The organism is Chromobacterium sp. CCUG 30098, assembly GCF_059916605.1.
Genome location: NZ_JAUCGS010000009.1, coordinates 64,769 through 89,048, shown reverse-complemented (window position 1 = coordinate 89,048; position 24,280 = coordinate 64,769). Strand labels below are relative to the sequence as shown.

The 24,280-nt window shown below is 63.6% G+C and carries 26 protein-coding genes and 1 other RNA gene; 14 read left to right on the top strand and 13 right to left on the bottom strand.

Features of this window, described 5'->3' with window-relative positions:
- Nucleotides 1-77 precede the first annotated feature (77 nt).
- A complete protein-coding gene (locus tag QUG03_RS18735; RefSeq protein WP_500820654.1) occupies nucleotides 78-1,262 on the top strand; it encodes a vWA domain-containing protein in 1,185 nt (394 codons plus the stop codon).
- Between the two features lie 159 nt (nucleotides 1,263-1,421).
- Nucleotides 1,422-1,556 carry a hypothetical protein gene (locus QUG03_RS18730; RefSeq protein WP_019100128.1) on the top strand — a complete coding sequence of 45 codons (135 nt, stop codon included), beginning with the start codon at nucleotides 1,422-1,424 and terminating at the stop codon, nucleotides 1,554-1,556.
- Nucleotides 1,557-1,627: 71 nt separating this feature from the next.
- Here the strand turns inward: QUG03_RS18730 and QUG03_RS18725 are convergent, their stop codons facing one another.
- From QUG03_RS18725 to QUG03_RS18710, 4 genes are all read right to left on the bottom strand, one after another.
- Nucleotides 1,628-4,570, bottom strand: coding sequence for a DNA translocase FtsK (locus QUG03_RS18725; RefSeq protein WP_500820653.1), 2,943 nt, complete (start codon nucleotides 4,568-4,570; stop codon nucleotides 1,628-1,630).
- 191 nt (nucleotides 4,571-4,761) lie between these two features.
- Nucleotides 4,762-5,109 carry a hypothetical protein gene (locus QUG03_RS18720; protein ID WP_107798831.1) on the bottom strand — a complete coding sequence of 116 codons (348 nt, stop codon included), beginning with the start codon at nucleotides 5,107-5,109 and terminating at the stop codon, nucleotides 4,762-4,764.
- 224 nt (nucleotides 5,110-5,333) lie between these two features.
- Nucleotides 5,334-5,960: a YbhB/YbcL family Raf kinase inhibitor-like protein gene (locus tag QUG03_RS18715; protein ID WP_253313617.1), complete on the bottom strand. Its 627-nt coding sequence runs from the start codon at nucleotides 5,958-5,960 to the stop codon at nucleotides 5,334-5,336.
- A gap of 96 nt (nucleotides 5,961-6,056) precedes the next feature.
- Nucleotides 6,057-7,256 (bottom strand): amino acid aminotransferase, encoded by a 1,200-nt coding sequence (locus tag QUG03_RS18710; RefSeq protein WP_500820710.1) that lies wholly within the window; start codon nucleotides 7,254-7,256, stop codon nucleotides 6,057-6,059.
- Between the two features lie 220 nt (nucleotides 7,257-7,476).
- Here QUG03_RS18710 and QUG03_RS18705 point away from each other — a divergent pair, with 220 nt between their 5' ends.
- A complete protein-coding gene (locus QUG03_RS18705) occupies nucleotides 7,477-7,755 on the top strand; it encodes a hypothetical protein (protein ID WP_107798828.1) in 279 nt (92 codons plus the stop codon).
- A 64-nt stretch (nucleotides 7,756-7,819) separates the two neighbouring features.
- Here the strand turns inward: QUG03_RS18705 and QUG03_RS18700 are convergent, their stop codons facing one another.
- Nucleotides 7,820-9,208, bottom strand: coding sequence for a sodium-dependent transporter (locus QUG03_RS18700; RefSeq protein ID WP_227103392.1), 1,389 nt, complete (start codon nucleotides 9,206-9,208; stop codon nucleotides 7,820-7,822).
- A 186-nt stretch (nucleotides 9,209-9,394) separates the two neighbouring features.
- Complete coding sequence (gene argE / locus QUG03_RS18695; RefSeq protein WP_107798826.1) at nucleotides 9,395-10,567, bottom strand: acetylornithine deacetylase; 1,173 nt, start codon at nucleotides 10,565-10,567, stop codon at nucleotides 9,395-9,397.
- Nucleotides 10,568-10,725: 158 nt separating this feature from the next.
- On the opposite strand from argE, the gene ffs reads away from it, so the two are divergent.
- Together ffs and QUG03_RS18685 are read left to right on the top strand one after the other, a co-directional pair.
- Nucleotides 10,726-10,824: signal recognition particle sRNA small type (gene ffs, locus QUG03_RS18690), an RNA gene on the top strand.
- Between the two features lie 272 nt (nucleotides 10,825-11,096).
- On the top strand, nucleotides 11,097-11,420 hold the full coding sequence (locus QUG03_RS18685) for a helix-turn-helix domain-containing protein (protein WP_107798825.1): 324 nt from the start codon (nucleotides 11,097-11,099) through the stop codon (nucleotides 11,418-11,420).
- A gap of 125 nt (nucleotides 11,421-11,545) precedes the next feature.
- On the opposite strand, the gene QUG03_RS18680 is transcribed toward QUG03_RS18685, so the two are convergent.
- Complete coding sequence (locus tag QUG03_RS18680; RefSeq protein ID WP_107798824.1) at nucleotides 11,546-11,995, bottom strand: universal stress protein; 450 nt, start codon at nucleotides 11,993-11,995, stop codon at nucleotides 11,546-11,548.
- Nucleotides 11,996-12,112: 117 nt separating this feature from the next.
- Here QUG03_RS18680 and QUG03_RS18675 point away from each other — a divergent pair, with 117 nt between their 5' ends.
- The 4 genes from QUG03_RS18675 to xerC all read left to right on the top strand — a co-directional run bounded on the left by QUG03_RS18675 (nucleotide 12,113) and on the right by xerC (nucleotide 14,782).
- Nucleotides 12,113-12,550 carry an acyl-CoA thioesterase gene (locus tag QUG03_RS18675; RefSeq protein ID WP_107798823.1) on the top strand — a complete coding sequence of 146 codons (438 nt, stop codon included), beginning with the start codon at nucleotides 12,113-12,115 and terminating at the stop codon, nucleotides 12,548-12,550.
- Between the two features lie 12 nt (nucleotides 12,551-12,562).
- Nucleotides 12,563-12,976, top strand: a complete 414-nt coding sequence (locus QUG03_RS18670) for a tellurite resistance TerB family protein (RefSeq protein ID WP_107798822.1) — start codon at nucleotides 12,563-12,565, stop codon at nucleotides 12,974-12,976.
- A 65-nt stretch (nucleotides 12,977-13,041) separates the two neighbouring features.
- Nucleotides 13,042-13,896 carry an AAA family ATPase gene (locus tag QUG03_RS18665; RefSeq protein WP_500820652.1) on the top strand — a complete coding sequence of 285 codons (855 nt, stop codon included), beginning with the start codon at nucleotides 13,042-13,044 and terminating at the stop codon, nucleotides 13,894-13,896.
- A 1-nt stretch (nucleotide 13,897) separates the two neighbouring features.
- Entirely contained in the window at nucleotides 13,898-14,782 is an 885-nt protein-coding gene (gene xerC, locus QUG03_RS18660; protein WP_227103399.1) for a tyrosine recombinase XerC, read from the top strand.
- A gap of 39 nt (nucleotides 14,783-14,821) precedes the next feature.
- On the opposite strand, the gene QUG03_RS18655 is transcribed toward xerC, so the two are convergent.
- The 3 genes from QUG03_RS18655 to orn form a co-directional block, all read right to left on the bottom strand.
- Nucleotides 14,822-15,310 carry a CinA family protein gene (locus QUG03_RS18655; RefSeq protein WP_500820709.1) on the bottom strand — a complete coding sequence of 163 codons (489 nt, stop codon included), beginning with the start codon at nucleotides 15,308-15,310 and terminating at the stop codon, nucleotides 14,822-14,824.
- 22 nt (nucleotides 15,311-15,332) lie between these two features.
- Nucleotides 15,333-16,982 (bottom strand): glucose-6-phosphate isomerase, encoded by a 1,650-nt coding sequence (gene pgi / locus QUG03_RS18650; protein WP_107798818.1) that lies wholly within the window; start codon nucleotides 16,980-16,982, stop codon nucleotides 15,333-15,335.
- Between the two features lie 228 nt (nucleotides 16,983-17,210).
- Nucleotides 17,211-17,756, bottom strand: coding sequence for an oligoribonuclease (gene orn / locus QUG03_RS18645; RefSeq protein ID WP_107798817.1), 546 nt, complete (start codon nucleotides 17,754-17,756; stop codon nucleotides 17,211-17,213).
- A gap of 81 nt (nucleotides 17,757-17,837) precedes the next feature.
- On the opposite strand from orn, the gene QUG03_RS18640 reads away from it, so the two are divergent.
- From QUG03_RS18640 to QUG03_RS18620, 5 genes are all read left to right on the top strand, one after another.
- A complete protein-coding gene (locus tag QUG03_RS18640) occupies nucleotides 17,838-19,082 on the top strand; it encodes a M48 family metallopeptidase (protein ID WP_500820651.1) in 1,245 nt (414 codons plus the stop codon).
- A 1-nt stretch (nucleotide 19,083) separates the two neighbouring features.
- Complete coding sequence (locus QUG03_RS18635; protein WP_048415508.1) at nucleotides 19,084-19,410, top strand: 4a-hydroxytetrahydrobiopterin dehydratase; 327 nt, start codon at nucleotides 19,084-19,086, stop codon at nucleotides 19,408-19,410.
- Nucleotides 19,407-20,282, top strand: coding sequence for a ribosome small subunit-dependent GTPase A (gene rsgA, locus QUG03_RS18630; protein ID WP_227103405.1), 876 nt, complete (start codon nucleotides 19,407-19,409; stop codon nucleotides 20,280-20,282). Before QUG03_RS18635 ends, rsgA begins: the two co-directional genes overlap by 4 nt.
- A 115-nt stretch (nucleotides 20,283-20,397) precedes the next feature.
- Nucleotides 20,398-21,138 carry an acetoacetyl-CoA reductase gene (phbB, locus tag QUG03_RS18625; protein WP_107798814.1) on the top strand — a complete coding sequence of 247 codons (741 nt, stop codon included), beginning with the start codon at nucleotides 20,398-20,400 and terminating at the stop codon, nucleotides 21,136-21,138.
- 106 nt (nucleotides 21,139-21,244) lie between these two features.
- Nucleotides 21,245-21,727, top strand: a complete 483-nt coding sequence (locus QUG03_RS18620; RefSeq protein ID WP_253313612.1) for a free L-methionine (R)-S-oxide reductase MsrC — start codon at nucleotides 21,245-21,247, stop codon at nucleotides 21,725-21,727.
- A 99-nt stretch (nucleotides 21,728-21,826) separates the two neighbouring features.
- Here QUG03_RS18620 and QUG03_RS18615 read toward each other — a convergent pair whose 3' ends face one another.
- From QUG03_RS18615 to QUG03_RS18605, 3 genes are all read right to left on the bottom strand, one after another.
- A complete protein-coding gene (locus QUG03_RS18615; protein WP_107798812.1) occupies nucleotides 21,827-22,063 on the bottom strand; it encodes a hypothetical protein in 237 nt (78 codons plus the stop codon).
- A 98-nt stretch (nucleotides 22,064-22,161) separates the two neighbouring features.
- A complete protein-coding gene (locus QUG03_RS18610; RefSeq protein ID WP_107798811.1) occupies nucleotides 22,162-23,229 on the bottom strand; it encodes a DNA-binding protein in 1,068 nt (355 codons plus the stop codon).
- Nucleotides 23,230-23,400: 171 nt separating this feature from the next.
- Nucleotides 23,401-24,069 (bottom strand): YiaD family glycine zipper/OmpA-like lipoprotein, encoded by a 669-nt coding sequence (locus QUG03_RS18605; protein WP_488905611.1) that lies wholly within the window; start codon nucleotides 24,067-24,069, stop codon nucleotides 23,401-23,403.
- Between the last annotated feature and the right edge of the window lie 211 nt (nucleotides 24,070-24,280).

The window sequence follows — 24,280 nt, the reverse complement described above, 5'->3', positions numbered from 1 at the left end:
CCGAACGATTGTTTAGAGCCGTGACTCTAAAATAAGAATATCATCGCCCACCCACGCTGTCACCCTCTAGCCGCGCCATGTTGATCGATTTTTTTTACGCCCTGCGCGAGGCCGGTCTGCCGGTCACGCTGAAAGAATTCCTCACCTTGCTGGAGGCGCTGCAAAAACGCGTCGCCTTCGGCGATCTGGACGCGTTTTACTATCTGGCGCGCACCGCGCTGATCAAGGATGAGAAACACTTCGACCGCTTCGACCAAGTGTTCGGCAGCCATTTCAAAGGCCTGTCGCTGGCGCTGGACGAACTGAAAACCGGCATCCCGGAAGACTGGCTGCGCAAGCAGGTGGAAAAGCACCTGTTAGAGGAAGACAAGCGCCGCCTGGAGGCGCTGGGCTGGGAGCAGTTGATGGACACCCTGCGCCAGCGGCTGCAAGAGCAGCAGGAACGGCACCAGGGCGGCAATAAATGGATAGGCACCGGCGGCACCAGCCCCTTCGGCGCCTTCGGCTACAATCCGGCCGGCATCCGCATCGGCCAGCATGAGTCGCGCCATCGCCGCGCGGTGAAAGTGTGGGACCAGCGCGAATTCCGCAATTTCGACGACTCGGTCGAGCTGGGCACCCGCAATCTCAAGATCGCGCTGCGCCGGCTGCGCGAGTTCGCCCGCGACGGCGCCGAGGAAGTGCTGGATCTGGACGCCACCATCGCCGCCACCGCCGGCAAGGCCGGCATGCTGGACCTGCGCATGCAGCGCGAGCTGCGCAACGCGGTCAAGGTGCTGGTGCTGTTCGACATCGGCGGCTCGATGGACGACCACGTCAAGGCCTGCGAGGAACTGTTCTCGGCGGTGAAGTCCGAGTTCAAGCACCTGGAGTATTTCTACTTCCACAACTGCGTCTACGAAGCGGTATGGAAGGACAACGCCCGCCGCCACACCCAGACCCTGCCCACCTGGGACCTGATCCATACTTTCGGCGGCGATTACAAGCTGATCATCGTCGGCGACGCCACCATGAGCCCCTATGAGATCAGCTATCCGGGCGGCAGCGTGGAACACATGAACCAGGAGGCCGGCGAAGTCTGGCTGCGCCGCCTGCTCGCTCACTTCAAGCACGCCGCCTGGCTCAACCCGGTGCCGGAAGCGCACTGGGACTACACCCAATCGCTGCACATGCTGCAACAACTGATGTCCGGGCGCATGTACGGGCTGACCTTGCAAGGCATTGATCAGGCGATGCGGGCGCTGAAGCGCAGCGCGCCTTGAATTTTAACTTTCCGACACAAATTATTACTTGAGCTTGCGGCAGCTTGTGTTCCAGAATGAAATCACAGGGGGCCGCCATAGACGACTTTGCTTCCAGGCCGGTTGGCCGGCAATCGTCTTCACCAACAAGTTCGTACTCAAGCCTCGGGGAGCCATGCCATGGAAATTTTGCTTTTATTCGCCCTCATCGCCGCTGTGGTCGTCGTCGCCAAGATGTTGAGCGGCCCGGTGGAAGACCAGGACCAACTGGCTCCGATCCGCATTCGCAACGATCAGGACCAGCGCCGTCGCTGACCCCCGTCCACGCATAAGAAACGAAAAAGCGCGCCGCTAGGGCGCGCTTTTTTCATGCGGCGACACACGAATCAGAACTCGCGCTGCGGCACCAGCACCGTCCGGTTGCCGTTGCTTTCCATCGGGCTGACAATGCCCGCCGCTTCCATTTCCTCGATCAGCCGCGCGGCGCGGTTATAGCCTATGCGCAGATGGCGCTGCACCGATGAAATAGACGGCTTGCGGGTGCGCATCACGATTTCCACCGCCTCGTCGTACAGCGGGTCGCTTTCCGTCGCCGCCTGCGCCTTGGCCGTGGCCGCGGCGGACTCCTCCTCCGCCTCACTCTCGCCGGTCAGCAGGCCTTCCACATAATCGGGCTCGCCGAACTGCTTCAGATGTTCGACGATGGCGTGCACTTCGTCGTCGGTGACGAAGGCGCCGTGCACGCGCTGCGGATAACCGGTTCCCGGCGGCAGGAACAGCATATCGCCCTGACCCAGCAGGCTTTCCGCGCCCATCTGGTCCAGAATGGTGCGGCTGTCCACCTTGCTGGACACCTGGAAGGCGATCCGCGTCGGAATATTGGCCTTGATCAGACCTGTGATCACGTCCACCGACGGCCGCTGAGTGGCCAGGATCAAATGGATGCCGGCGGCGCGCGCCTTCTGCGCCAGCCGCGCGATCAATTCCTCGATCTTCTTGCCGGCCACCATCATCAGGTCGGCGAACTCGTCCACCACCACCACGATGAAGGGCAAGGCCTCCAAGGGCTCCGGCGTTTCCGGCGTCAGGCTGAACGGATTGCCGATGCGCTGCCCCATGGCTTCGGCCTCGCTCACCTTGTCGTTGTAGCCGGCCAGATTGCGCACGCCCAGCGCGCTCATCAGCCGGTAGCGGCGCTCCATCTCGCCCACGCACCAGTTCAAGGCGTTGGCCGCCAGCTTCATATCGGTGACCACCGGAGCCAGCAGATGCGGGATGTCGTTGTACACCGACAGTTCCAGCATCTTGGGATCTATCATGATGAAGCGCACTTCGTCCGGCCGCGCCTTGTACAGCATGGACAGAATCATCGCGTTGACGCCCACCGATTTGCCGGAGCCGGTGGTGCCGGCCACCAATAGATGCGGCGCCTTGGCCAGATCCATCGCCACCGGCTGGCCGGTGATGTCCTTGCCCAAGGCCAGGGTCAGGCGCGAACGCGGCTGCTGGAACACTTCGGAGGAGAAGATCTCGGACAAACGTATCATCTGGCGCTTGGGATTGGGCAGCTCCAGACCCATGCAGGTTTTGCCGGGTATGGTTTCCACCACCCGGATCGCGGCCAGGCCCAGCGCGCGCGACAAATCCTTCATCAGATTGACCACCTGATTGCCGCGCACGCCCACCGCCGGCTCCACCTCGTAACGGGTGATCACCGGGCCGGCGTAAGCGTCCACCACGCTGACCTTGACCTTGAACTCGGCCAGCTTTTCCTCGATGACGATGCCGCGCTCCAGCAACTCCTCCTCCGAGCACGTCACCGTCGCCTCGTCCGCCGGGCGCAGCAAATCCAGCCCCGGCAAACCGTAATCGTCGTATACCGGCCGCGGCTTGGCTTCCGCTTTGGCGTCCAGCGTCGCCGCCTGCTCCACCTCGGCCTGCGCCTGCCGCGCCCATGCCTCGGGCGCCTCCGGCGCCGGCTCGGCATCCCAGGGCGGACGAAGCTCGGCCAAGGCTTCCGCCGGCTTCGCTTCCGCAGGCGGCGGCTCGATCAAGACCCAGGGCATGGGCTTGGCCGCCAGCTGCCGCGCCGCGGCCGCCGCCGAAGGCGGCTCTTCCGCCGGCAACACCGCCTGCTGCACCACCGCGGGCTTTTCATCCTCCTGCACCAGAACCGAGCGCGTTTGCGGCCAGCGCCACGGCGCCGGCTCCGGCGGCCGCGTCGGCTCCGCCTCGTCTACCGTCTGCGGAACGGAAACCGGAACCGGGTCGATAAGCGGCAACGCCGCCTCGTCGGCCGCGGGATCCGGCGGCGCGGCCTCGGCCGGCGGCGGCGCCCATTCCTGCTCGGACCTGGGCTCCACGTCAAGCAGAAACGCCGGCGCGGCGGGCTCGACCGGCGCGAATACCGGCGACGCCGGCTCCGACGACGGGGCCTGGGCCTCGTCCTCCGGCCTAGGCGGCGCGATCTCCGCCATCGGCGCGGATATCTCCTCGAACGCCACCACTTCGGGCTCGATCAGCGGCGGCGCCGGTCGCGCCTGCGCGGGCGGCGGAGACAGCCAGCCGTGATGCGCGGGCCGCGCGCTGGCCGGCAATTCATGCCGCACCACGGGCGGCGGCACGATTTGCGGCTCCTCCGCCTCTTGCGGCTTGAGCGCCTGGGGGCGAATCACGAAAGCTTGAGACGCGGCCATGGTTTTGCCGCGCTTGGAATGGATGTGGCGCAACTGCTCGCGCACCTCGCTGGGCTCGATCACCGGCAAGGCGGACGCGCCCTGATCCTTGGCGCTCTGCGTCAGAACCCGGGAGGCCTGGCGGCGACGGTAATCCGACTGCAGATTATGTTGCAGCTCATGCAGGCCGATCACCGGCAGATCCTTGGCCTGCTCTTGCTCGGCCGACGGCTGGCGCACGCGCTTGCGGTATTCGCGGGACAGTTCCAGCGTCGGCAGTTCCGGCTTGGCCTGCGGCGGCGCGGCCGGCCGTTTCGGCAAGACTACGGTTTCGCGCTCGACGGCGGCCGGCGGCGCTTCGCGTTCAGGGGACGGCTGTGGCGCGGACGGTCTGGCCGGCTCCTGCTCGGCTGGAGCGGGAGACGCGTCGCGGGACGCGATCGGCTCGGTCCGAGGACGGCTCCACGCCTCCGCGGCGTGCGGCCCGGCGTCGGCCTCCTCCGCGAAGTAGTCCGGCTCATGACGCTCCGTCGGCGACATGCCCAACAAGCGATCCAGCTTTTGGGTCCATTCGGACAAGACGACGCGGCCGGTATACACCAGCCAAGCCAGCGCACCCAGCACCAACAGCAGCACACACAGCACAAACCACACAGTTCACAACCTCTGACGATGTCGAAAATTAACCGCCGGACCCGCACCCGCTGCGAGCCCGACTGCGGCGATTGTACCGTTTTTTATAGTGTTCGCGGCAGGCGCGCGCGGACGATGAGCGCCCAGGCGGAGAAAAAAATTAAGCCGCGGCATGATGCGGCGGCTTAATCCCTGCTGGCGGCGCGGTCCGGCTAGGCGGCCAGTTGCAAATACCCCTGCAGCTGACCATTGGCCAACAAGCGGCGCAGATGGCTGCCCGGCGTGGGGCCGGCGTAGGCGACGCCGGCCTGTTTGCAACGCAGCACCTGGCCGGTGGCCAGGGTCACGAGCTCCATTTCCAACACCCAGGCCTGAACGTCGTCCACGCCTTCGACTTCCGGCTCCAGCGTCGCGGTCAGGCGATAGCGGCCATCGCCGGAGTTCACATCCAACAAGCCCATCAGCCCCAGATTGTTGCGCACATCGGCATCGTCCGCGTCAAAAGCGCCCGTCGCCAACGCGGCGGCCGGCAGCTTGTCTTTAACAGTGTTTGCAACCATGACAGTTAATCCCCTTTGATGTTGTTATCGTTTGCCGCTTTGGGCTGGCCGCGGTTCAAAGCGCCGCGCGGGCGCGGGCTCCCGAACTAAATCAGCCGCGGAGACGGGAAACGCCGCAACATCATGCTGCATTTCATTGGCCTACTGCAATCCCTTGCCAGAGGCCTCTGCGTTGCGAGACGGACAAACTGTCCTTTTTGCCACTTCTTCACATTGCGGGACGATTACAGCAAACGCGGATTTAGCGTATAGCGGCCGCTCAAGCTGGCCGAGGCCAACACATGGCCGTCCAAAGCCGCGACGATATTCGCAGGCGTCAAGGCGCCGTCCACCGGTAAAGCTGCCACATCCAAGGCGTAGACGGTGAAAACGTAGCGGTGCTCCAGGCTGTCGTTCCACGGCGGGCAGGGGCCGTCGTAGCCGTAGTAGTCGCCGGCCATAGCCGCGTCGCCGGCGAACCAGCCGGTGTAGTCGTTGATGCCGTGACGCAAGCCCTGCGGCGCGTCCGGACCGCTCTTGCCGCGCGCGCTCACCCCCGCGCTGTGGCCGCCCTCGGCGATCTCGCTCTGTCCGGCGGGAATGTCCAGCAGCAGCCAGTGATAGAAGTCCACCCGCGGCAGATCCGCCGGCACCTCCCTGCCCTCCTGATTGACGTCGTCGCCGCGCGACGGCACGTCCGGATCATGGCATATCAGCGCGAACGAGCGCGTCCCCTCCGGCGCTCCGCTCCAGACCAGATGCGGGTTGAGGTTGTCGGACAGCGCGACATGGCTGTCGGCGTCCGGCACGCAGAAGGCCAGGCGGCCCGGAATGCGTTCCCCGTCTTGAAAGCTGCGGCTGTGCAATTGCATGAATCTGCTCCTTGACTACGGCCGGCGATAGGCCGATTGAAAAAAAGCCCCGACTTGCGGGGCTTTGGCGATGCTGGATATCAAAACCGGCCAGGCTTAGCCCGCCTTCACCACCTGGGCGATGGCGGAAGCCACATAGGTCAGGTTCTTGCTGTTCAACGCCGCCAGGCAGATGCGGCCGGTGGACACGGCGTAGATGCCGAAGTCGGCGCGCAAGCGCTCCACCTGGGCCGCGCTCAGGCCGGTATAGGAGAACATGCCGCGCTGCTGGGCGACAAAGGAGAAGTCCTGAGCCACGCCTTCGGCCTTGATCGCCTCGACCAAGCCGACGCGCATCGCGCGAATGCGATCGCGCATGCCGGCCAGTTCGTCTTCCCACAACTGACGCAGTTCAGGGTTGGACAGCACCGCGGCCACCACCGCGCCGCCGTGAATCGGCGGGTTGGAATAGTTGGTGCGGATCACGCGCTTCAGTTGGGACAGCACGCGCGCGGATTCTTCCTTGCCGGCGGTGACGATGGACAAGGCGCCCACGCGCTCGCCGTACAGCGAGAAGCTCTTGGAGAAGGAGCTGGACACGAAGAACTGCAGGCCGGAGGCCGAGAACAGGCGCACGGCGACGGCGTCGGCGTCGATGCCGTCGGCAAAGCCCTGATAAGCCATATCCAGGAAAGGCACCAGGCCGCGCTCGCGGCAGACCCGCACCACCTCGGCCCATTGCGCGTCGGACAGGTCGGCGCCGGTGGGATTGTGGCAGCAAGCGTGCAGCACGATCACGGAGCCGGCCGGCAGTTGCGCCAGGAAGGCGCGCATGCCTTCGAAATCGACGCCGCGGGTGGCCGCGTCGTAATACGGGTAGTTTTCCACCTCGAAGCCGGCGGACTCGAACAGCGCGCGGTGGTTTTCCCAGCTCGGGTTGCTGATATAGACCTTGGCCGCCGGGTTCAGGCGCTTCAGGAAGTCCGCGCCGATTTTCAGGGCGCCGGTGCCGCCCAGCGCTTGAGCTGTCACCACCTGGCCCGCCTTGATCAGCTCGCTGTCCGCGCCGAACAGCAGGTTCTGCACCGCGCTGTCGTAAGCCTGAGCGCCTTCGATCGGCTGGTAGCCGCGCGGCGGCATGGTTTCAAGACGCGCCTTCTCCGCCGCCTTTACCGCCGCCAACAGCGGAATCTTGCCGTTGTCGTCGGAATAAACGCCAACGCCCAGATTCACCTTGGTGGTGCGGGTGTCGGCGTTGAATGCTTCGTTCAGGCCCAGGATAGGGTCGCGCGGCGCCAGTTCTACGGCGGAGAAGATCGAGGTCATGCAAGGCTCCATTACTTTACGCAACAACCGGCCAAAAGCGCTCGCCCTGGCCGGCTGGACAAGAAAAACCGGATGGCCACAGTCTAACATGGAGAGCCGTTCTCCGGTCGCTCATCCACCGTCGCCGCGTTTTGACAGTGCGTCGCCCGGCCATTACCCTGACATCAGCCACCCAAGCATTTCCTTGCGGCAGCCACAGGAGCATGACTCAATGAAAAAAGGCATCTTGCTGTTCTGGCCCTCCTTCATCATCGCCATTCTGGCGACAGGGGTGTTCTTCTCCATTTTCGATCCGGCCGAGCTCAGTCTGCACGGCAAAACCCTGTTCAACGACAAGCTATCGGCCTACTCGGTGTTTTTCCTGGTCAGCTGGGCTTTCGGCGCGCTCAACACCAGCATTGTGCTGCTGTTGGAAAAAAACGCCCGCGAACTGAACGGCTTCACCCCGCCGCCGGTGGTGATACCGGAAGACGACGCCGCCCAGCCCTAAACCCCTGCCGGCCGGCATGAAAAAAGGAGCCTCGCGGCTCCTTTTTCTATTTGACGGCACGGGCTCAAATCACGCCCAGGCCCTTCAGCATCACCACCAGGATCAACAGCGGCGACACATAGCGCAGCACGAAGAACAGCGCTTTCAACAAGCCCTCGTTCTTCAGGGCGCCCTGATTGCTCAGCGCCTGCTTCAGCTGTTCGAAACCCCACACCCAGCCGACGAACAGGCAGAGGAAGATGCCGCCCAATGGCATCAGCAGATTGGAGGTCACGAAGTCGAACAGATCGAACAAGGTCATGCCGAAGAGCTTGAAACCGGACAGCGTGCTGTTGGACAAGGCGCAGCCCGCGCCCACCAAAGCCAGCAGCAGCAGGTTGATCACCGTGGCCTTGACGCGGCTGATGCCGAAGCGCTCGCTGAACACCGACACCGGCACTTCCAGAATGGACAGCATCGCGCCGGTGGCGGCGATCGCGGCCAGCACGAAGAAGGCCACCATGAACACATTGCCCAGCGGCATGCTGGCGAACACCGCCGGGATGGTGATGAAGAGCAGCGACGGGCCCGCCGCCGGCTCAAAGCCGAAAGCGAACACCGCGGGGAAAATAGCGATGCCTGCCAGCAGGGAAACGAACAGGTCCGCGCACATCACCCGGAAGGTGGTGACCGGGATGTTCTGATCATCGCGGAAATAGCTGCCGTAGGTAATCATGGTGCCCATACCTATGGACAGCTTGAAGAAGGCCAGCCCCACCGCGGTCAACACCACCGCGCCGCTGATCTTGGAAAAATCGGGGGTAAACAGGAAGTCCAGCCCTTTGGCCGCGCCGGGCAGCATCAGGCTGCGCGCGCCTATCACCAGCAACAGCAGGAACAGCAAGGGCATCAGCTTCTTGGTCACCGCCTCGATGCCCTTGGACACCCCCATCAGCAGAATGCCGCCTATCAGCAGCAAGACCAGCCATTGCCACAGCAAGGATTGCACCGGATCGGAGATCAAGGCGCCAAACGCCTGCGAGGTCACCTTGGGATCGCTGGACAAGAGGCCGCCGCCCAAGGACTTGAACACATAGGCGAAGACCCAGGCCGCCACTTCGGAATAGAAAGCCATGATCAGGAAGGCGGCCAGCACGCCGAATGCGCTGATCAGCCACCAGGGCTGACCGGCCGGCGCCAGCGTCTTCAGCGCCGTCACCGCGTCACGCTTGGCTTTGCGGCCCAGCATGATCTCGGCGATCATCACCGGCAAACCCACCAGCAGCGTGGCCAGCACATACACCACCAAAAAACCGGCGCCGCCATTGGTGCCGGTCAGATAAGGAAACTTCCAGATATTGCCGAGGCCCACGGCGGAACCGAGAGTCGCCGCCAACACGCCAAAGCTGGAGGTGAAGCCGTCTCGCGACTTGGCCGCGCCTCCCTGCCGCACAGATCCCACGTTCTGACTCATTTATTTTTTCTTTCTGACTACCGCGGCGCCAACGCTCGCCGGCCCCTTGGGACCGGGCGTTGAACAGCTGCTCACGCCGCCATAAAACAAGCCCGCCTAAGGGATCCCCCCGGCGGGCAACTTGAGTGTTCGGCTTGTCGCCGGCAGCGATTTTGCGGCTATTCGGTCATCAGCGCAAAAAAATCTTCACGGTTTTTGCGTCAGCTCATCTCCCAGTCGCCGCAACCAGGCCGCGCACTGCTCCAGTTGATCGATGTCGATGTATTCGTCGGGCCGGTGCGCTTGTTCGATGTTGCCGGGCCCCAACACCACGCAAGCGATGCCGGCCTCGCTGAACAGGCCAGCCTCAGTGGTGTAGGCGACGCCCTTGCCGCCGTCGCAGCCGCACAAGCGCGCTACGGTGCGGCGCACCGCGCTGTCTTCCGACGATTCGAAGGCCGGGCTGTACACCACCCGTTCGATCTCGATCTGTGCCTCCGGCGCCACCTCGCGCATCTCCAGCAACAAGGTGGCGGCGTAGTCCCGGACGGAACTGACAAAACGCTCAGGCCCATCGCCCGGCAACCAGCGGCACTCGAACATGAATTCGCAATCCTTGGGCACGATATTGCAGGCGGTGCCGCCATGAATGGTGCCGGTCTGCAAGGTGGTGAACGGCACATCATATAAGGACTGACGATGGCCGAAGGACGCTTCGGCGTCGGCCAGCTTGCGGATATGGGTGATCAGCCGCGCGGCGAACTCGATGGCGTTGACGCCTTGCGGGGTAAGCGAGGAATGCGCGGCGCGGCCGCCCACCTTGCACAGGAAATGAGCGATGCCCTTGTGCGCGATCACCGGCTGCATGCTGGTGGGCTCGCCGACGATGCAGCCCGACACCTTGACCCCGTCCGCCGCCAGGCGGTCTATCAGCCGGCCCACGCCCAGGCAGCCGACTTCCTCGTCGTAAGACAGGGCGATGCCTATGCCCTGCCTTAATTCTCCGCGCGCGGCCAACTCCGCGAACCAGGGCGCCAGCGACAGCACGCAGGCGATGAAGCCCTTCATATCGGCGGAGCCGCGGCCATACAAGCGCCCATCGCCCTTATCGGTCAGAACGAAGGGATCGCTGCTCCAGACCTGGCCGTCCACCGGCACCACGTCGCTATGGCCGGACAGCACCACCAGCGGCAGTTCCGGCGCGCCGATGCGGGCGAACAGATTGGCCTTGCTGCCCTCGTCGTTGAAGGTCAGCGTGGACTCCACGCCCAATTGCGACAGATAAGCGCGCGTCCACTCGATCAATTGCAGATTGGAATGCCGGCTGGTGGTGTCGAAGCGGATCAGTTCCGCCAACAGTTCTTGCGCCGATTGAACCATCACACACTCCCACGCTTGCCGCAGTATTAATATAGATGCCGCCCAGTCTGCCTGCGCGGCCGCGCTTCGGCAACCGACGCCGCGGCCGGCGTCGCGACAAAAACGCACGCCGAGCTTGGCAAAACGGCCGCTTGTCGTTAGAATGCGTCTTCTCTTGAGGCGGGTCTCCCCGCATTGCGCGATAGCGAACCTGGTCAGGTCCGGAAGGAAGCAGCCACAGTTATTTAGCGCAAGTGCCGGGGGTCAGGCTCGCCGCCCCTCCCCTTTTTTTTCAGTCTCAAATGCCAAAACGCTTTACAAAAAAGCGACCACACAGTATCTTTTTGCGTCTCGACCTGCAAATCCCATTGTCCTTGACAATAAGAATCCACTAACATTGCAAAAAACGAAGTCGACTCTTAACGGAACTTCATGAACTTTTTTGCATCAGAATTATTCCTGATGGATTTTTTTTGCTATTTTTAGGGTGCAGGGCACGAAACCTAAAAAATATTAGAACCAATATTCTTTGATACTGAGAGGAACACTCATGAAACTGTTTGAAAAGATCCCCAACCCGCGTGAGATCCGCCGCAAGCTCGGCCTGAACCAGCAAGAATTCTGGAGCCGCATCGGCGTGACCCAGTCCGGCGGCTCCCGCTACGAAAGCGGCCGCAACATGCCCAAGCCGGTGCGCGAACTGTTGCGCCTGGTTCACGTCGAGCAGATCGACCTGTCCAAGGTTCGCCGCGAAGACTTCGAAATCGTCGAGTACCTGAAGGAAACCCACCCGGACCTGTACAAGAGTCTGCGCAAAGCGGTTCGCACCAAGCTGGAAGCCCAGGACGGCAGCGTGGAAGCCACCGCCGGCTGATCCCCTTCCGCGAGGAAAGCCAGCCCGCAGCGATGCCGGCTGGCTTTATTTTTGCCCGCGTGATTGTCCGACAAGCAACGGCGCGCCTCACTCCGTCCATGCAAGGCGCCCGCCATGCCATCAGCCTAGTCCCCCGGGTTGCGCACCAGCAACACCGGCACGTCCGCCAGTTTAAGCACGCCCTCCGCCACGCTGCCCATCAGCAAATGCATTAAGCCGCTCCAGCCATGGGTACCCATCACTATCAAATCGGCGCCCCAGACGCCGGCGTCGTCCACCAGCACCGCGGCGATTTTGTCGCCCCAGCTTTCCAGAATCTTGCAATCCGCCGTCACGCCCAGCTCTTTGGCCTTGGCCCCGGCCTGGCCCAACACCTGCTCGCCCGCCTGCTTGATCGATTTCTGCAGCTCGGTCGCGTCCAGAAACTCGGTGCCGCCCCAGCCGAACTGGGCCAAATCCACCACATGCACCAACTTCAGGCTGGCGCCCACCTCCTTGGCCAGATGGCAAGCCTCGTGCAATGCCAGGTTGGAGGTTTCACTATCATCCACGGGTACGAATATGCGCTGATACATGACTCTGCTCCTTGTTGTATTTGCCTTACACTTGCAGTCTATCAAACCATGCCACTGCCCTGTTGACTCAGGTTAAGACAAACAACTCAGCCAAACCACTCGCCCAAAGCCCACATCATGCCCAGAATCCAGATTGTCCTGCCTGAGCGCTTCGCATTCGAAACCCGCGTCGACATCCGCATCGGAGACATCAACTACGCCGGCCACCTAGGCAACGACGCCGTGCTGAGACTGGCTCAGGAAGCGCGGCTGCGCTTTTTACAAAGTCTAGGCTATCCGCACGAACTCAGCATCGAGGGCCTGGGCGTCGTGGTGGCGGACACCGCCATCCTCTATCGCGCGGAGGCCTTTCACGGCGAGGTGCTGCGCTTCGCGCTGGCCGTGGACGACGTCGGCGCGCGCGGTTTCGATCTGCTCTATCAGGCAAGCAATGACAAAACCGGGAAAGAAGTGGCAAGATTGAAGACAGGCCTAGTCTTCTTCGACTACGTCAGCCGCAAGCCTGCCGCCATGCCCCCAGCGTTTCTGGAGCGGCTAGGCGTCACATCAGAATAAAGGAAAGGCGTCATGAGAAAATACGCACTCAATAGCCCGGAAGCACTGGCGCGCCTGCTGGCCATGTTTATGATCACGGATGGCAATATGGACCCGCGCGAGCTGGAGCTGCTGGAGAAACTCCACGTCTACGACCTGATCGGCCTGCCGCGCAAGCAGTTCACCAAGGTGCTGGTGGATTACTGCGACGACGTCTCCGACGAAGCCAACGACGACGGCACCATTCATTTGCTGGACGCGGAGCGCATCAACGGCCTGCTGGCCGAGGTGAGCGACCACCGCAAACGCATCCTGGCCTGCGTGCTGGCCATGGACATCAGCAAGTCAGACGGCACCATCAGCGAGCCGGAAATGGCCTTGCTGAGCCATATGATGAAAAGCTGGGGCATTTCGCTGGACGATCTGGAACGCGAATTCGCCCGTTAACCCCTTTCCGCGCCAAAGCAGCCGTCCGCGCGGCTGCTTTGGCCATTTTGAAGCCTCCCCCGCCCATGACGAGCAATACCCGATTTTCCGGCACCGACAACTACATCGCCACCGAAGACCTGATGATGGCGGTGAACGCCGCCATCACGCTGGAGCGCCCGCTCCTGATCAAGGGCGAACCCGGCACCGGCAAGACCATGCTGGCCGAGGAAGTGGCCCGCAGCCTGGGCCGAGAGCTGATTGTCTGGCCGATCAAATCCACCACCAAGGCGCAGCACGGCCTGTACGAATACGACGCGGTTTCGCGGCTGCGCGACTCGCAGCTGGGCGACGCCCGCGTGCACGACATCCGCAACTACATCGTCAAGGGCAAGCTGTGGCAGGCTTTCGACGCCGACTCCGCCCCGGTGCTGCTGATCGACGAAATCGACAAGGCCGACATCGAATTCCCCAACGATCTGCTGCGCGAACTGGACCAGATGGAGTTCTTCGTCCACGAAACCCAGGAGTTCGTGCGCGCCCGCCAGCGCCCCATCATCATCATCACCTCCAATAATGAAAAAGAGCTGCCGGACGCCTTCTTGCGTCGCTGCTTCTTCCATTACATCCGCTTCCCGGACCGGGACACCATGCAGGCCATCATCGACGCCCACTTCCCCGCCCTGCGCCAGCAACTGGTCAGCGAAGCGCTGGAGGTGTTCTTCTCCATACGCGAGCTGCCGGGCCTGAAGAAGAAACCCAGCACCTCGGAATTGCTGGACTGGCTGAAACTGCTGTCGGCGGAAAACATGAACGCCGCCGCGCTGAAGCAGCGCCATCAGGACAACGCCCCGCCGCCGCTGGCGGGCGCGCTGCTCAAGAGCGAACAGGATCTGCAATTGTTCGAGCGCCTGATGCAGATGGCCAGACTGCGCCGCTGAAATGGACATCCTGGAGCGCTTTGCCGCCTCGCTGGCGCTGGCCGGCCGCAGCGGCCACACCGCCGCCGCCTACCTGCGCGATCTGGAACAACTGGCCGCCCTGCTGAGCCCCGCTCCGCTGGAGCGGGCCGAACACGCCCAGTTGCGCAGAATCCTGGCCAAGCTGCACGCGCAAGGCCTGCACAGCCGCAGCCTGGCGCGCAAGCTCTCCGCCTGGCGCCGCTTCTACCAATGGCTGTTGGACAACGGACAGCGCGGGGACGACCCCAGCCAGGGTCTGCGCGCGCCCAAACAGGACAAGCCGCTGCCCAAGGCCTTGCCGGTGGACAGCACCGCGGCCTTGCTGGACCGCATCGACGACGACGACGCGCTCTCCATACGCGACCGCGCGCTGTTCGAGCTGATGTATTCCTGCGGGCTGCGCCTGTCCGAAGCGGTGGGCTTGAATCTGGAAGACCTGGACTTTTCCGACGATCTGCTGCGCATCCGCGGCAAGGGCGGCAAGGAACGCATTGCGCCGCTGGGCGCCGAGGCGCGCGCCTGCCTGCAGCGCTGGCTGGCGCAACGCCAGGCGGCGCAGGAGGAGCGCGCGGTCTTCATCGCCCGCCACGGCGGACGGCTGGGCGGACGGCAAGTGGAAAAACGCCTGCGTGACTGGGCGATCAAGACCGGCGCGCAACAACACGTGCATCCGCATATGCTGCGCCACTCCTTCGCCTCTCACCTGCTGCAATCCTCCGGGGACTTGCGCGCGGTGCAGGAACTGCTGGGGCACGCCAATCTGTCCAGCACCCAGATCTATACCGCGCTGGACTTCCAGCACCTGGCCAAGGTCTACGACGGCGCGCACCCGCGCGCGCGCAAAAAACCGGACAACAAAGACTAAGAGCCTGTTCAAAGCCCGCCGCGCTTCAGCGGGTGGACGCTAAGCCGTGCGGCTGCGCGCGGCCAACAGCTCGTCCAGACGCTGCAAGGCGCGGATCACGGTTTGCGCGCGCACCTGCGCGCGATCGCCGTCGAAGCGGCAGCTGAAAGCCTCGCTCCAGCCGTCAGGGCCGGCGATGCCGAACCAGACCAGCCCCACCGGCTTGGCCGCCGTGCCGCCGCCGGGGCCGGCGACGCCGGACACCGCCACGCTCCAATCCGCGCCGGACAACGCCTGCGCGCCGGCGGCCATCTGCCTCACCACCGCCTCGCTGACCGCGCCGTGCTCGCGCAAGGCGCCGTCCTCCACCCGCAGCAGACGCTGCTTGGCCTCATTGCTGTAAGTGACCACGCCGTAGCCGAACCAGGCGGAACTGCCGGCGATGTCGGTCAGCGCCGCGGCGATCATGCCGCCGGTGCAGGATTCGGCGGCGGCGACGCTCTCGCCCGCCGCCAGCAAACGCTCGCCCAGACGGCGAGCCAATTCCAGACTTTCTTGCATGGCCATCCTCTCAGCCTCGCCGCGCTTTGAAATGGCGGATCAAGCCGTTGGTGGAGCTGTCGTGCGCCAGCGCGTCGTCGCCGGCGGCCAGCTCCGGCAGAATGCGGCGCGCCAGTTGCTTGCCGTACTCCACCCCCCATTGATCGAAGGAGTTGATGCCCCAGATCACGCCCTGCACGAACACCTTGTGCTCGTACAGCGCCAGCAGCATGCCCACACTGCGCGGACTCACCTCGTCCAGCGCCAGGGTGTTGGACGGCTGATTGCCCGGGAAGAGCTTCTGCGGCAACAGCATGTCCAGCTGCTCGCCCGGCAAATGCGCCAGCTCCCGCATCGCCTCAGCCTCGCTCTTACCGCGCATCAAGGCTTCGGTCTGGGCCAGGCAGTTGGCCACCAGCACCTGGTGCTGGTCCGCCACCGGATAATGACTGCGCATCGGGATGATGAAGTCGCAAGGCACCAGTCGCGTGCCCTGATGCAGCAGCTGGAAAAAGGCGTGCTGGCTATTGGCCCCCTCTTCGCCCCAGATCACCGGGCCGGTGTCGAAATCCAACGCCTCGCCGTAACGGCCGACGCGCTTGCCGTTGGACTCCATGTCCAATTGCTGCACATGGGCCGGCAAACGCCGCAAGCCGTGGTCGTAAGGCATGATGGCGTGGGTATGGGCGCGATAGAAGGTGTTGTACCAGACGCCGATCAGCGCCAGCAGCACCGGCATATTGGCGGCGAAGGGCGCGCTGAAGAAATGCCGGTCCATCGCGTGACCGCCGGCCAGGAATTCCTGGAAGCGGTCGAAGCCTATCGACAGCATCACCGGCAGGCCAATGGCCGACCACGTGGAGTAGCGGCCGCCCACCCAGTCCCAAAAGCCGAACATATGCGCCGGATCGATGCCGAAAGCCTGCACCGCCGGCTGATTGGTGGACACCGCGACGAAATGACGCGCGATATCGGCCTCGCTCCCCGCCTGCAAAAACCACTGCCGCGCCGCCTGGGCGTTCAACAGCGTCTCCGGCGTGGTGAAGGATTTGGACGCGATGATGAACAGGGTTTCGGCGGGGTCCAGCCGCTGCAGCGTGCGCGCGACGTGCGCGCCGTCCACATTGGAGACGAAATGCACGTCCAGCTCCGGCGACGCGTACGCGGCCAGCGCCTCTTTCACCATCAGCGGCCCCAGATCGGAACCGCCTATGCCCAGATTGACCACGTGACGGATGCGCCGGCCGCTGAAGCCTTTCCACTCGCCGCCGCGCACCTGTTCGCTGAAAGCGCGCATCCGCGCGAGCACCGCCTGCACCTCGGCCACCAGCTCGCAGCCGTCCAGCAGCAGGCTCTCGCCGGCCGGCAGCCGCAAGGCGGTGTGCAGCACCGCGCGGTCCTCGCTGACGTTGATGCGCTCGCCGCCGCGCATTTTCTCCATCCAGCCGGCCAGATCGGCCTCGCGCGCCAATTCGAACAACAACTCCAGCGTACGTTCGGTGATGCGGTTCTTGGAGTAGTCCAGCAACAGGCCGTCCAGCTCCAGCGAAAAGCGCTGGAAACGCTGCGGATCGGCGTCGAACAACTCGCGCATATGCATGTGCCGGGTCGCGCGCTGATGCTGATGCAGCCGGGCCCAGACCCGGGTGGAATTAATGTCGGAACTGCGTTGCGAAGCCATATGGATTGCCGCTGGAATAAGTGTTCGCCAATAAAAAGGAGCAAACTCCGCTGCGGAGCCGCTCCTGTGGGACAGTCCCCCGCTTAAAACGTGTCTACGATCTCGCGAGCTAGAGCGGGACAAGGCGTTGCAGCTGAGAAAGCGGAATGTACTCGTGGCACATGCGCATTTCGAAGCGGCACTCGCCGTGCCACGTTTCACGACGCGCGGCGGATCGTAAACAGGTTCTTAGAGCTTGAGGAAATGCTCACGGTAGTAACGCAACTCCTCGATAGACTCCAGGATGTCCGCCAGCGCCTCGTGCTTGCCGCGTTTGACCACGCCGCGCGCCACCTCCGGCTTCCAACGCTTGCACAACTCTTTCAGCGTAGACACATCCAGGTTGCGATAGTGGAAATACTCTTCCAGCTTGGGCATCCAGCGCACCATGAAACGACGATCCTGGTGGATGGTGTTGCCGCACATCGGCGTGATCCGCGGCGGCACGTGCAGAGCCATGAAATCCAGCAGGATTTGCTCGGCCTCGGCTTCGCCCAGCGTGGAGGCCTTGACCTTTTCGATCAGGCCGCTCTTGCCGTGGGTGTTCTTGTTCCAGTCGTCCATGCCGTCCAACACCTCGTCGGGCTGGTGGATCACCAACACCGGCGATTCCGCCACCACGTTCAGCTGGCTGTCGGTCACGATCATCGCCACTTCGATGATGCGGTCGGTCTCTGGATTCAGGCCCGTCATTTCCATGTCGAGCCAGATGAGGTTCATTTGATCTTGTGTCATACTTGCCAATCTTTGCAAAACCCTTCTATTTTCCTTCATTGCCGCGCTGGCGGCAAACCTGACAGCAGATAACGGACTCCGATGACCGAGGCATTCAGCTCTCTCTTCCTGGCCGCGCTGGCGGCCACACTCGCGCTAAAACTCTGGCTGGGCTGGCGCCACGCCCGCCACATCGCCCGCCACCGCGCGGAAGTGCCCGCCGCTTTTCGCGACGCCATCGCCTTGCAACAACATCAATTGGCCGCCGATTATTGCATCGCCAAGACCCGTTTCGGCCTGTTTTCCGCCGTGCTGGACAGCCTGGTGATCCTGGCGCTGACCTTTGGCGGCGTGCTGCAATGGCTGGCCGGCGCCGTGGCCGCCGCAGGCGTCTCGCCGCTGCCGTCCGGCCTGCTGCTGATCGTGGGCGTGGCGGCGCTGACCGGCTGCGTCAGCTTTCCGCTCAGCCTGTACTCCACCTTCGGCATCGAGGCCCGCTTCGGCTTCAACAAGACCACGCCCAAGCTGTTCATCATCGACCAGATCAAGGGCCTGCTGCTGGGCGCCGTCATCGGCTTCCCGCTGGTGGCGCTGGTGCTGTGGCTGATGGACATTTCCGGCCCGCTGTGGTGGCTGTGGGTCTGGCTGGTCTGGACCGGCTTCCAGCTGCTGATGGTGGCGATCTACCCGACGCTGATCGCGCCGCTGTTCAATAAATTCACCCCGCTGGAAGACCTGGAGCTCAAGGCGCGCATCGAAGCGCTGCTGCAACGCGCCGGCTTCCAGAGCCAGGGCGTGTTCGTGATGGACGGCTCCCGCCGCTCCAGCCACGGCAACGCCTACTTCACCGGCTTTGGCGCCGGCAAGCGCATCGTGTTCTTCGACACCTTGCTGGGGCAATTGGACCATCAGGAAATCGAAGCCGTGCTGGCTCACGAGCTGGGCCATTTCAAGCGCCGCCACATCGTCAAGCGCATCGCGCTGGCCTTCGCGCTGTCGCTGGGCTTCCTCTTCCTGCTGGGGCAGTTGCTGGACGCGCCCTGGTTCTACGCCGGCCTGGGTGTTTCCACGCCCAGCACCGCGATGGCGCTGATCCTGTTTTTCACCGCGGTGCCGGCCTTCACCTTTCCGTTCACCCCGCTGTCCAGCAGCCTGTCACGCCGCCATGAATACGAGGCCGACGACTTCGCCGCCAGCGAAACCGACGCCGGCAAACTGGTGTCCGCCCTGGTCAAACTTTATCGCGACAACGCGTCCACGCTGACGCCGGACCCGCTGCATTCCGCTTTTTACGACTCGCACCCGCCCGCCGCGCTGCGCATCAACCATCTACAAGGAAACCGCTGACATGAACCTGCTCGAACTGTCCTGCGAAGCCCAACACGGCGCCAGCCCGCTGGCCGCCAGCACCGTCAACCAATTGATGGGTTCCCTGCCCGGCTGGAACATCCGCGGCATCGAACTGACCAAGACCTTTCCCTTCGCCAACTTCCACGACACCATGGCCTTCGTCAACGCGCTGGCCTGGATCGCCCACCGCGAAGACCACCACCCGGATCTGTCGGTGCATTACAACCGCGTCGTCGTCAACTTCAGCACCCACGACGCCGGCGGCCTGACCCTGAACGACTTCATCTGCGCCGCCAAGACCGAAGCGCTGCTGGCCCGCCCATGACAGGTCAGACCGGACAAATCATCCGCAGCCACGGCCGCCGCTTCATCGTTGAATCCGACGGCCAGGTTTACGATTGCACCACCCGCGGCAAACGCGTCGATTTCGCCTGTGGCGACTGGGTGGACATCCTGGTGCAGAACAAGGAACAGGCCGTCATCGAGCGCTCGCAAGAGCGACGCAGCCTGCTCTACCGCCAGGACGACTGGAAAACCAAGGTCATCGCCGCCAATGTGACCCGCATCCTGTTCGTGATCGCCGCCGTGCCCAGCCCCAACGAAGAACTGCTGGGCCGCTGCCTGATCGCCGCGGAAGCCGGCGACATCGATCCCGTCATCGTGGTCAACAAGGCTGACCTGCCGGAAACTGAGGGCTTGCTGCGCAAGTTGGAGCTGTACCGCCAACTGGGCTACCAAGTGGTCACCCTGTCCGCCAAGCAGGACGTCGCGCCGCTGCTGCCCTTGCTGCAAGGCCAGACCAGCGTCTTCGTCGGCCAGTCCGGCATGGGCAAGTCCACGCTGACCAATGCGCTGCTGCCGGACGCCAACGCCCGCATCGGCGACATTTCCACCGCGCTGGACTCCGGCCGCCACACCACGACTCACGCCACGCTTTACCATCTGAACGCGGACAGTCATCTGATCGATTCCCCCGGCCTACAGGAGTTTGGCCTCAAGCATTTGAAGGCCGCCGAACTAACCCGCTACTTCCCGGAAATACGCCCGTTGATTGGTCAATGCCGCTTCCACAATTGTTCGCACCGCGTGGAACCGAACTGTGCCATCATGACCGCATGTGAATCGGGCGCCATCGCCAAGTCCCGGCTCTCTTTGCTGCAACGTCTAACGGATGAACTTTCACCGTCCAAGCCGTGACGAAGGGTGTGCGTACTTTCCATTCACATACGCGGGTAATTCACTTATCCTAAAAAACTGAAAGTCGTATCGCATAAGCATATCCAGACAGACAGCCAAAAAAGGAGCCAGCACTATGACTAAGCGAATCGCACTCGTAACCGGCGGCATGGGCGGTATTGGCACCGCCATCTGCAAAGCCCTGGCGGAAAGCGGTCACATCGTAGTCACCACCTACAGCAAGCCCGGCCGCGAACAAGCCTGGCTCGCCGACATGAAGGGGCTGGGACTCAAGGATATCCACGCCTACCAATGCGACGTCACCGACACCGCAGCCTGCAAGGCACTGGCCGAAAAGGTGGCCAAAGACCTGGGGCCGGTGGACGTGCTGGTCAACAACGCCGGCATCACCCGCGACTGCAGTTTCAAGAAGCAGACCAAGGACGATTGGGACGCGGTGCTGCGCACCAATCTGGACTCCCTGTTCAATATGACCAAGCCGGTGGTGGACGGCATGGGCGACCGCGGCTTCGGCCGCATCATCAACATCTCCTCGATCAACGGTCAGAAGGGGCAGTTCGGCCAGACCAACTACTCCGCCGCCAAGGCCGGCATGCACGGCTTCACCATGGCCCTGGCGCAGGAAGTGGCGCGCAAGGGCGTGACCGTCAACACCATTTCGCCCGGCTATATCGCCACCGATATGGTGATGGCGGTGGCGGAGGAGACGCGCAACAAGATCGTGGCGCAGATTCCGGTGGGCCGCCTGGGCAAGCCCGAGGAAATCGCCGCCTTGGTCGCCTTCCTCGCCTCCGAACAAGCCGGCTTCATCACCGGCGCCAACGTGGCGATGAACGGCGGTCAACACATGATGTAAACGGGCCCCGGCCCGCCGCACGACGCCGCCCCGCCGGGCGGCGTTTTCTTTTGCCCGCCCGCTGTGTATGCTGTCGCTTTCCCAAGCCACACCCCGACGACACCCCATGGCAGAACAGCTGATCATCCACGGCGCCGACAAACAAGAGCGCTATCAAACCCTATTGCCGCAGGCGCTGGCGCTGATTGAGTCCGAGACCGATCAGATCGCCGCGCTGGCCAATCTCTGCGCCGCCTTGCACAGCAGCTTCGACTGGCTGTGGACCGGCTTCTACCTGGTCAAGGACAAGCAACTGGTGCTTGGCCCCTTCCAGGGCCCGATCGCCTGCACTCGCATCCCGTTTGGCAAAGGAGTATGCGGCAGCGCCTGGCAGGCCGAAAAAACCCTGGTGGTGGAAGATGTCGACGCTTTCCCCGGCCATATCGCCTGTTCCTCCAGCGCCCGTTCAGAAATCGTGGTGCCCGTCCGCAACGCCGCAGGCGAAGTGGTCGCGGTGCTGGATGTGGACTCCAGCGAACCGGCCAGCTTCGACGCGGTGGACGCCGAATACCTGGAGCGCATCGCCGCGGGGCTGGCCCGCTTGTTCTGAGAAAGCCCGCAAACCGGCCTCAAGAGCTTTCGAGGCCGCCGCGACCATGAAAAAAGCGCGCCCTTTGGCGCGCTTTTCATTGCCGTCCCTTGCCGCCGGCTACGACTGCAAATGCATAGGGTCTCGCCCCTCGCGGGATCTCGACCACGCGCGTCCCGCCAGCTCCAGAACCCAGAACACGGCCAGACCGGACAGAATGGACAGATTCTTGCCCGCGGCCATCGCCAGCAAACCCTGCCAGAAAGAGCCGCCGTCCGCCCAGCACAAGCCGCACCACACGAACAAGGCCAGCAGGGAGATCAGCGCCGGCGCGCGATAATATTCGACGAAAGTCATATTGCCTCCAATCAAGACAATCCTCACGTCAAACTAGCAAAGCCGGCTTCCGCCGGCATCGTGGCAAGCACTTAGTAGAAACACGCGTCCGGAGCGCGCTAGCCCAGCAGGGGCAATTGCAGTTGCCGCCCCAGCCATTCGCGCAAGCCCGCCTCGTCCAGCGCCAACAGCTCCTGGCGCGAACCAGCCAGAATCTCGACCAAACGCGCCAGCTGCCGCTCGGCGCCCAGATTCACCTCGCCGGCCAGCCGGCTGTTCTCGCTGGCCATATCCAGCAAGCGCGCCGAAGTCTGCTCCAACTGCACCGCCTGCCGCAACGCATCCTGCTCCAAGGCGGCGCTGCGCCCTTCCAGCCACTCCAGCCTCGCCTCCAAACGACCGTTGTCTCGCTCGCGCTCCGCCAGACGGTCGCGCCACTCGCCCTCCAGCCGCGTCCGCTCGCGCCGGCTTTGTTGCAAAGCCTCTTCCTGGCGCGCCTGCGCCTGCTGCATCGCCCGACGCTCCTCTTCCATCTGTTCGTAGAGCCGCAGCCGCAAACCTTCCAGCCGCTCATAGGCCAGCGCCTCGCGCCGCGCGGCTTCCTCCCGCGCCTCCTGCACTTTCAGCTCGGCGCGCTCTTCCAGTTCCTGCTGACGTTGCTCCGCCTGACGCCTAAGCTCGGACAGCTCTTTCCTGGACTGCTCCAGCCTCGACTCCTGCTCCAGCTGCGCCCGCTCCAGCATCTGGCGCCGGGTTTCCTCGCCCTGCAAGCGTCCTTCCAAGTCCGCCAGCCTCGCGGCGCGCAACTCCAGCTCGCGCAAGGCGGACTGCAACTCGGCCTGGCGCGCCGCCAGGCCGGCTTCCAGCTCGCGGGTCTCCGCCGCGGCCTGGGCCACCGCGGTTTCCGCGTCCTGACGCAAAGACTCCAGCCGCCCGTCCGCCTCGTCGCAGGCCCGCTGCCACACTTGTTCAAAGGCTTCGGCCAGGCCGGCCGGCCAATCCGGCCGCCGCGACGACACCGCCACCCGCGACAGAAACTCCTGCCGCCACTCTTTCAAGGTGTTGTTGATCGTGGTGTTGGAGCCCGCGCCTATCCTGGCCCTCACCTCCATCACCGTCGGCCATACGCCTTCGCCCACCAGCTCGAACGCCGCCTGCCGGATGCGCGAATAAATATCTGTCGCCATGCCTGAAAATGCCCGTTTGTCGTGGCCGACATTCTAGCAAAGCGTCGCTTTAAAATATATTACGTATTACATTTAAAATTTAACAGACAGCCTGCGCATGCCTCGGCCGGAAAACACAAAGGGCGGCGCGCCGTTTACGGCGCCCGCCCCGCATCGCTCCGTCCGCCCGCGTCAACCGCGCGCAGCTTCGCCCACGAAGATTTCCACCCGCCGGTTCTTCGCCCGCCCAGAGGCGCTGGCGTTGCTCGCCACCGGCTCATGCGAGCCGCGGCCGGCGATGCTGATCCGCCCCTCCGCCACGCCGCGCGCGGTCAGATAGTCGCGCGTGGCGCGGGCGCGGTTCAGCGACAGCGGGTCATTGACCGCATTGGAACCGGTGTTGTCGGTATGGCCGACGATCTTCACCGTGGTCACCGGGTTCTGGTTCAAGGTGGTGGCGAAACGGTCCAGAATCGGCCGCAGATTGGGCTTGATGTCGTAGCGGCCCACGTCAAAAGACACATCGCTGGGGATGTCCAGCTTCAGCTGATTGTCCGCGGTCTGGCTGACGCTGACGCCCGAACCCTTGGTCGCCTGCTCCATCGCCGCCTTCTGCTCCTGCATGTGCTTAGACCACAAATAGCCGCCACCGGCGCCCAGCGCCGCGCCCAGGGCCGCGCCGGTGGCGGCGCTGCGACCGGGGTTGCCGCCGGCGGTCAGGCCGCCCAGCACCGCGCCGGCCACCGCGCCAATCGCCGCGCCGGTACCGGTGTCTTTCTGGGTTTCGGACATATTCGCGCAGCCGGACAGGCCGCCGCTCCCCAGCGCCAATGCAACAAACATCACGATCAGTTTATTCATGCCTGGATCCTTTCCATTCAGTCCATTACCCGCCCCGGCTCCTGCGGGACGCGCTTTCAGCATATACCCATTGCGTTGCGGCCACCGCGCGCCCCGGCCAAAAGACAGGCGCGGCTGAAACCTCCAAAGCGACAAAACGCTTGATTCGCTTGCCAAAGCCTTCCCTTGCCGCGCCAATCCGCGTACCATCGCGCCTCGCTTTACGGGAGGG

Bases quoted from the DNA above. Each gene is read 5' to 3' on its own strand.
- QUG03_RS18735 (WP_500820654.1), top strand. From the start codon at position 78: ATGTTGATCGATTTTTTTTACGCCCTGCGCGAGGCCGGTCTGCCGGTC.
- QUG03_RS18610 (WP_107798811.1), bottom strand. From the start codon at position 23,229: ATGGCGACAGATATTTATTCGCGCATCCGGCAGGCGGCGTTCGAGCTG.
- QUG03_RS18700 (WP_227103392.1), bottom strand. From the start codon at position 9,208: ATGAGTCAGAACGTGGGATCTGTGCGGCAGGGAGGCGCGGCCAAGTCG.
- QUG03_RS18620 (WP_253313612.1), top strand. From the start codon at position 21,245: ATGGCAGAACAGCTGATCATCCACGGCGCCGACAAACAAGAGCGCTAT.
- rsgA (WP_227103405.1), top strand. From the start codon at position 19,407: ATGACAGGTCAGACCGGACAAATCATCCGCAGCCACGGCCGCCGCTTC.
- QUG03_RS18670 (WP_107798822.1), top strand. From the start codon at position 12,563: ATGAGAAAATACGCACTCAATAGCCCGGAAGCACTGGCGCGCCTGCTG.
- QUG03_RS18680 (WP_107798824.1), bottom strand. From the start codon at position 11,995: ATGTATCAGCGCATATTCGTACCCGTGGATGATAGTGAAACCTCCAAC.
- phbB (WP_107798814.1), top strand. From the start codon at position 20,398: ATGACTAAGCGAATCGCACTCGTAACCGGCGGCATGGGCGGTATTGGC.
- pgi (WP_107798818.1), bottom strand. From the start codon at position 16,982: ATGGCTTCGCAACGCAGTTCCGACATTAATTCCACCCGGGTCTGGGCC.
- QUG03_RS18640 (WP_500820651.1), top strand. From the start codon at position 17,838: ATGACCGAGGCATTCAGCTCTCTCTTCCTGGCCGCGCTGGCGGCCACA.
- QUG03_RS18720 (WP_107798831.1), bottom strand. From the start codon at position 5,109: ATGGTTGCAAACACTGTTAAAGACAAGCTGCCGGCCGCCGCGTTGGCG.
- QUG03_RS18615 (WP_107798812.1), bottom strand. From the start codon at position 22,063: ATGACTTTCGTCGAATATTATCGCGCGCCGGCGCTGATCTCCCTGCTG.
- QUG03_RS18665 (WP_500820652.1), top strand. From the start codon at position 13,042: ATGACGAGCAATACCCGATTTTCCGGCACCGACAACTACATCGCCACC.
- QUG03_RS18730 (WP_019100128.1), top strand. From the start codon at position 1,422: ATGGAAATTTTGCTTTTATTCGCCCTCATCGCCGCTGTGGTCGTCGTC.
- orn (WP_107798817.1), bottom strand. From the start codon at position 17,756: ATGACACAAGATCAAATGAACCTCATCTGGCTCGACATGGAAATGACG.
- QUG03_RS18605 (WP_488905611.1), bottom strand. From the start codon at position 24,069: ATGAATAAACTGATCGTGATGTTTGTTGCATTGGCGCTGGGGAGCGGC.
- argE (WP_107798826.1), bottom strand. From the start codon at position 10,567: ATGGTTCAATCGGCGCAAGAACTGTTGGCGGAACTGATCCGCTTCGAC.
- QUG03_RS18675 (WP_107798823.1), top strand. From the start codon at position 12,113: ATGCCCAGAATCCAGATTGTCCTGCCTGAGCGCTTCGCATTCGAAACC.
- QUG03_RS18635 (WP_048415508.1), top strand. From the start codon at position 19,084: ATGAACCTGCTCGAACTGTCCTGCGAAGCCCAACACGGCGCCAGCCCG.
- QUG03_RS18685 (WP_107798825.1), top strand. From the start codon at position 11,097: ATGAAACTGTTTGAAAAGATCCCCAACCCGCGTGAGATCCGCCGCAAG.
- QUG03_RS18705 (WP_107798828.1), top strand. From the start codon at position 7,477: ATGAAAAAAGGCATCTTGCTGTTCTGGCCCTCCTTCATCATCGCCATT.
- QUG03_RS18715 (WP_253313617.1), bottom strand. From the start codon at position 5,960: ATGCAATTGCACAGCCGCAGCTTTCAAGACGGGGAACGCATTCCGGGC.
- xerC (WP_227103399.1), top strand. From the start codon at position 13,898: ATGGACATCCTGGAGCGCTTTGCCGCCTCGCTGGCGCTGGCCGGCCGC.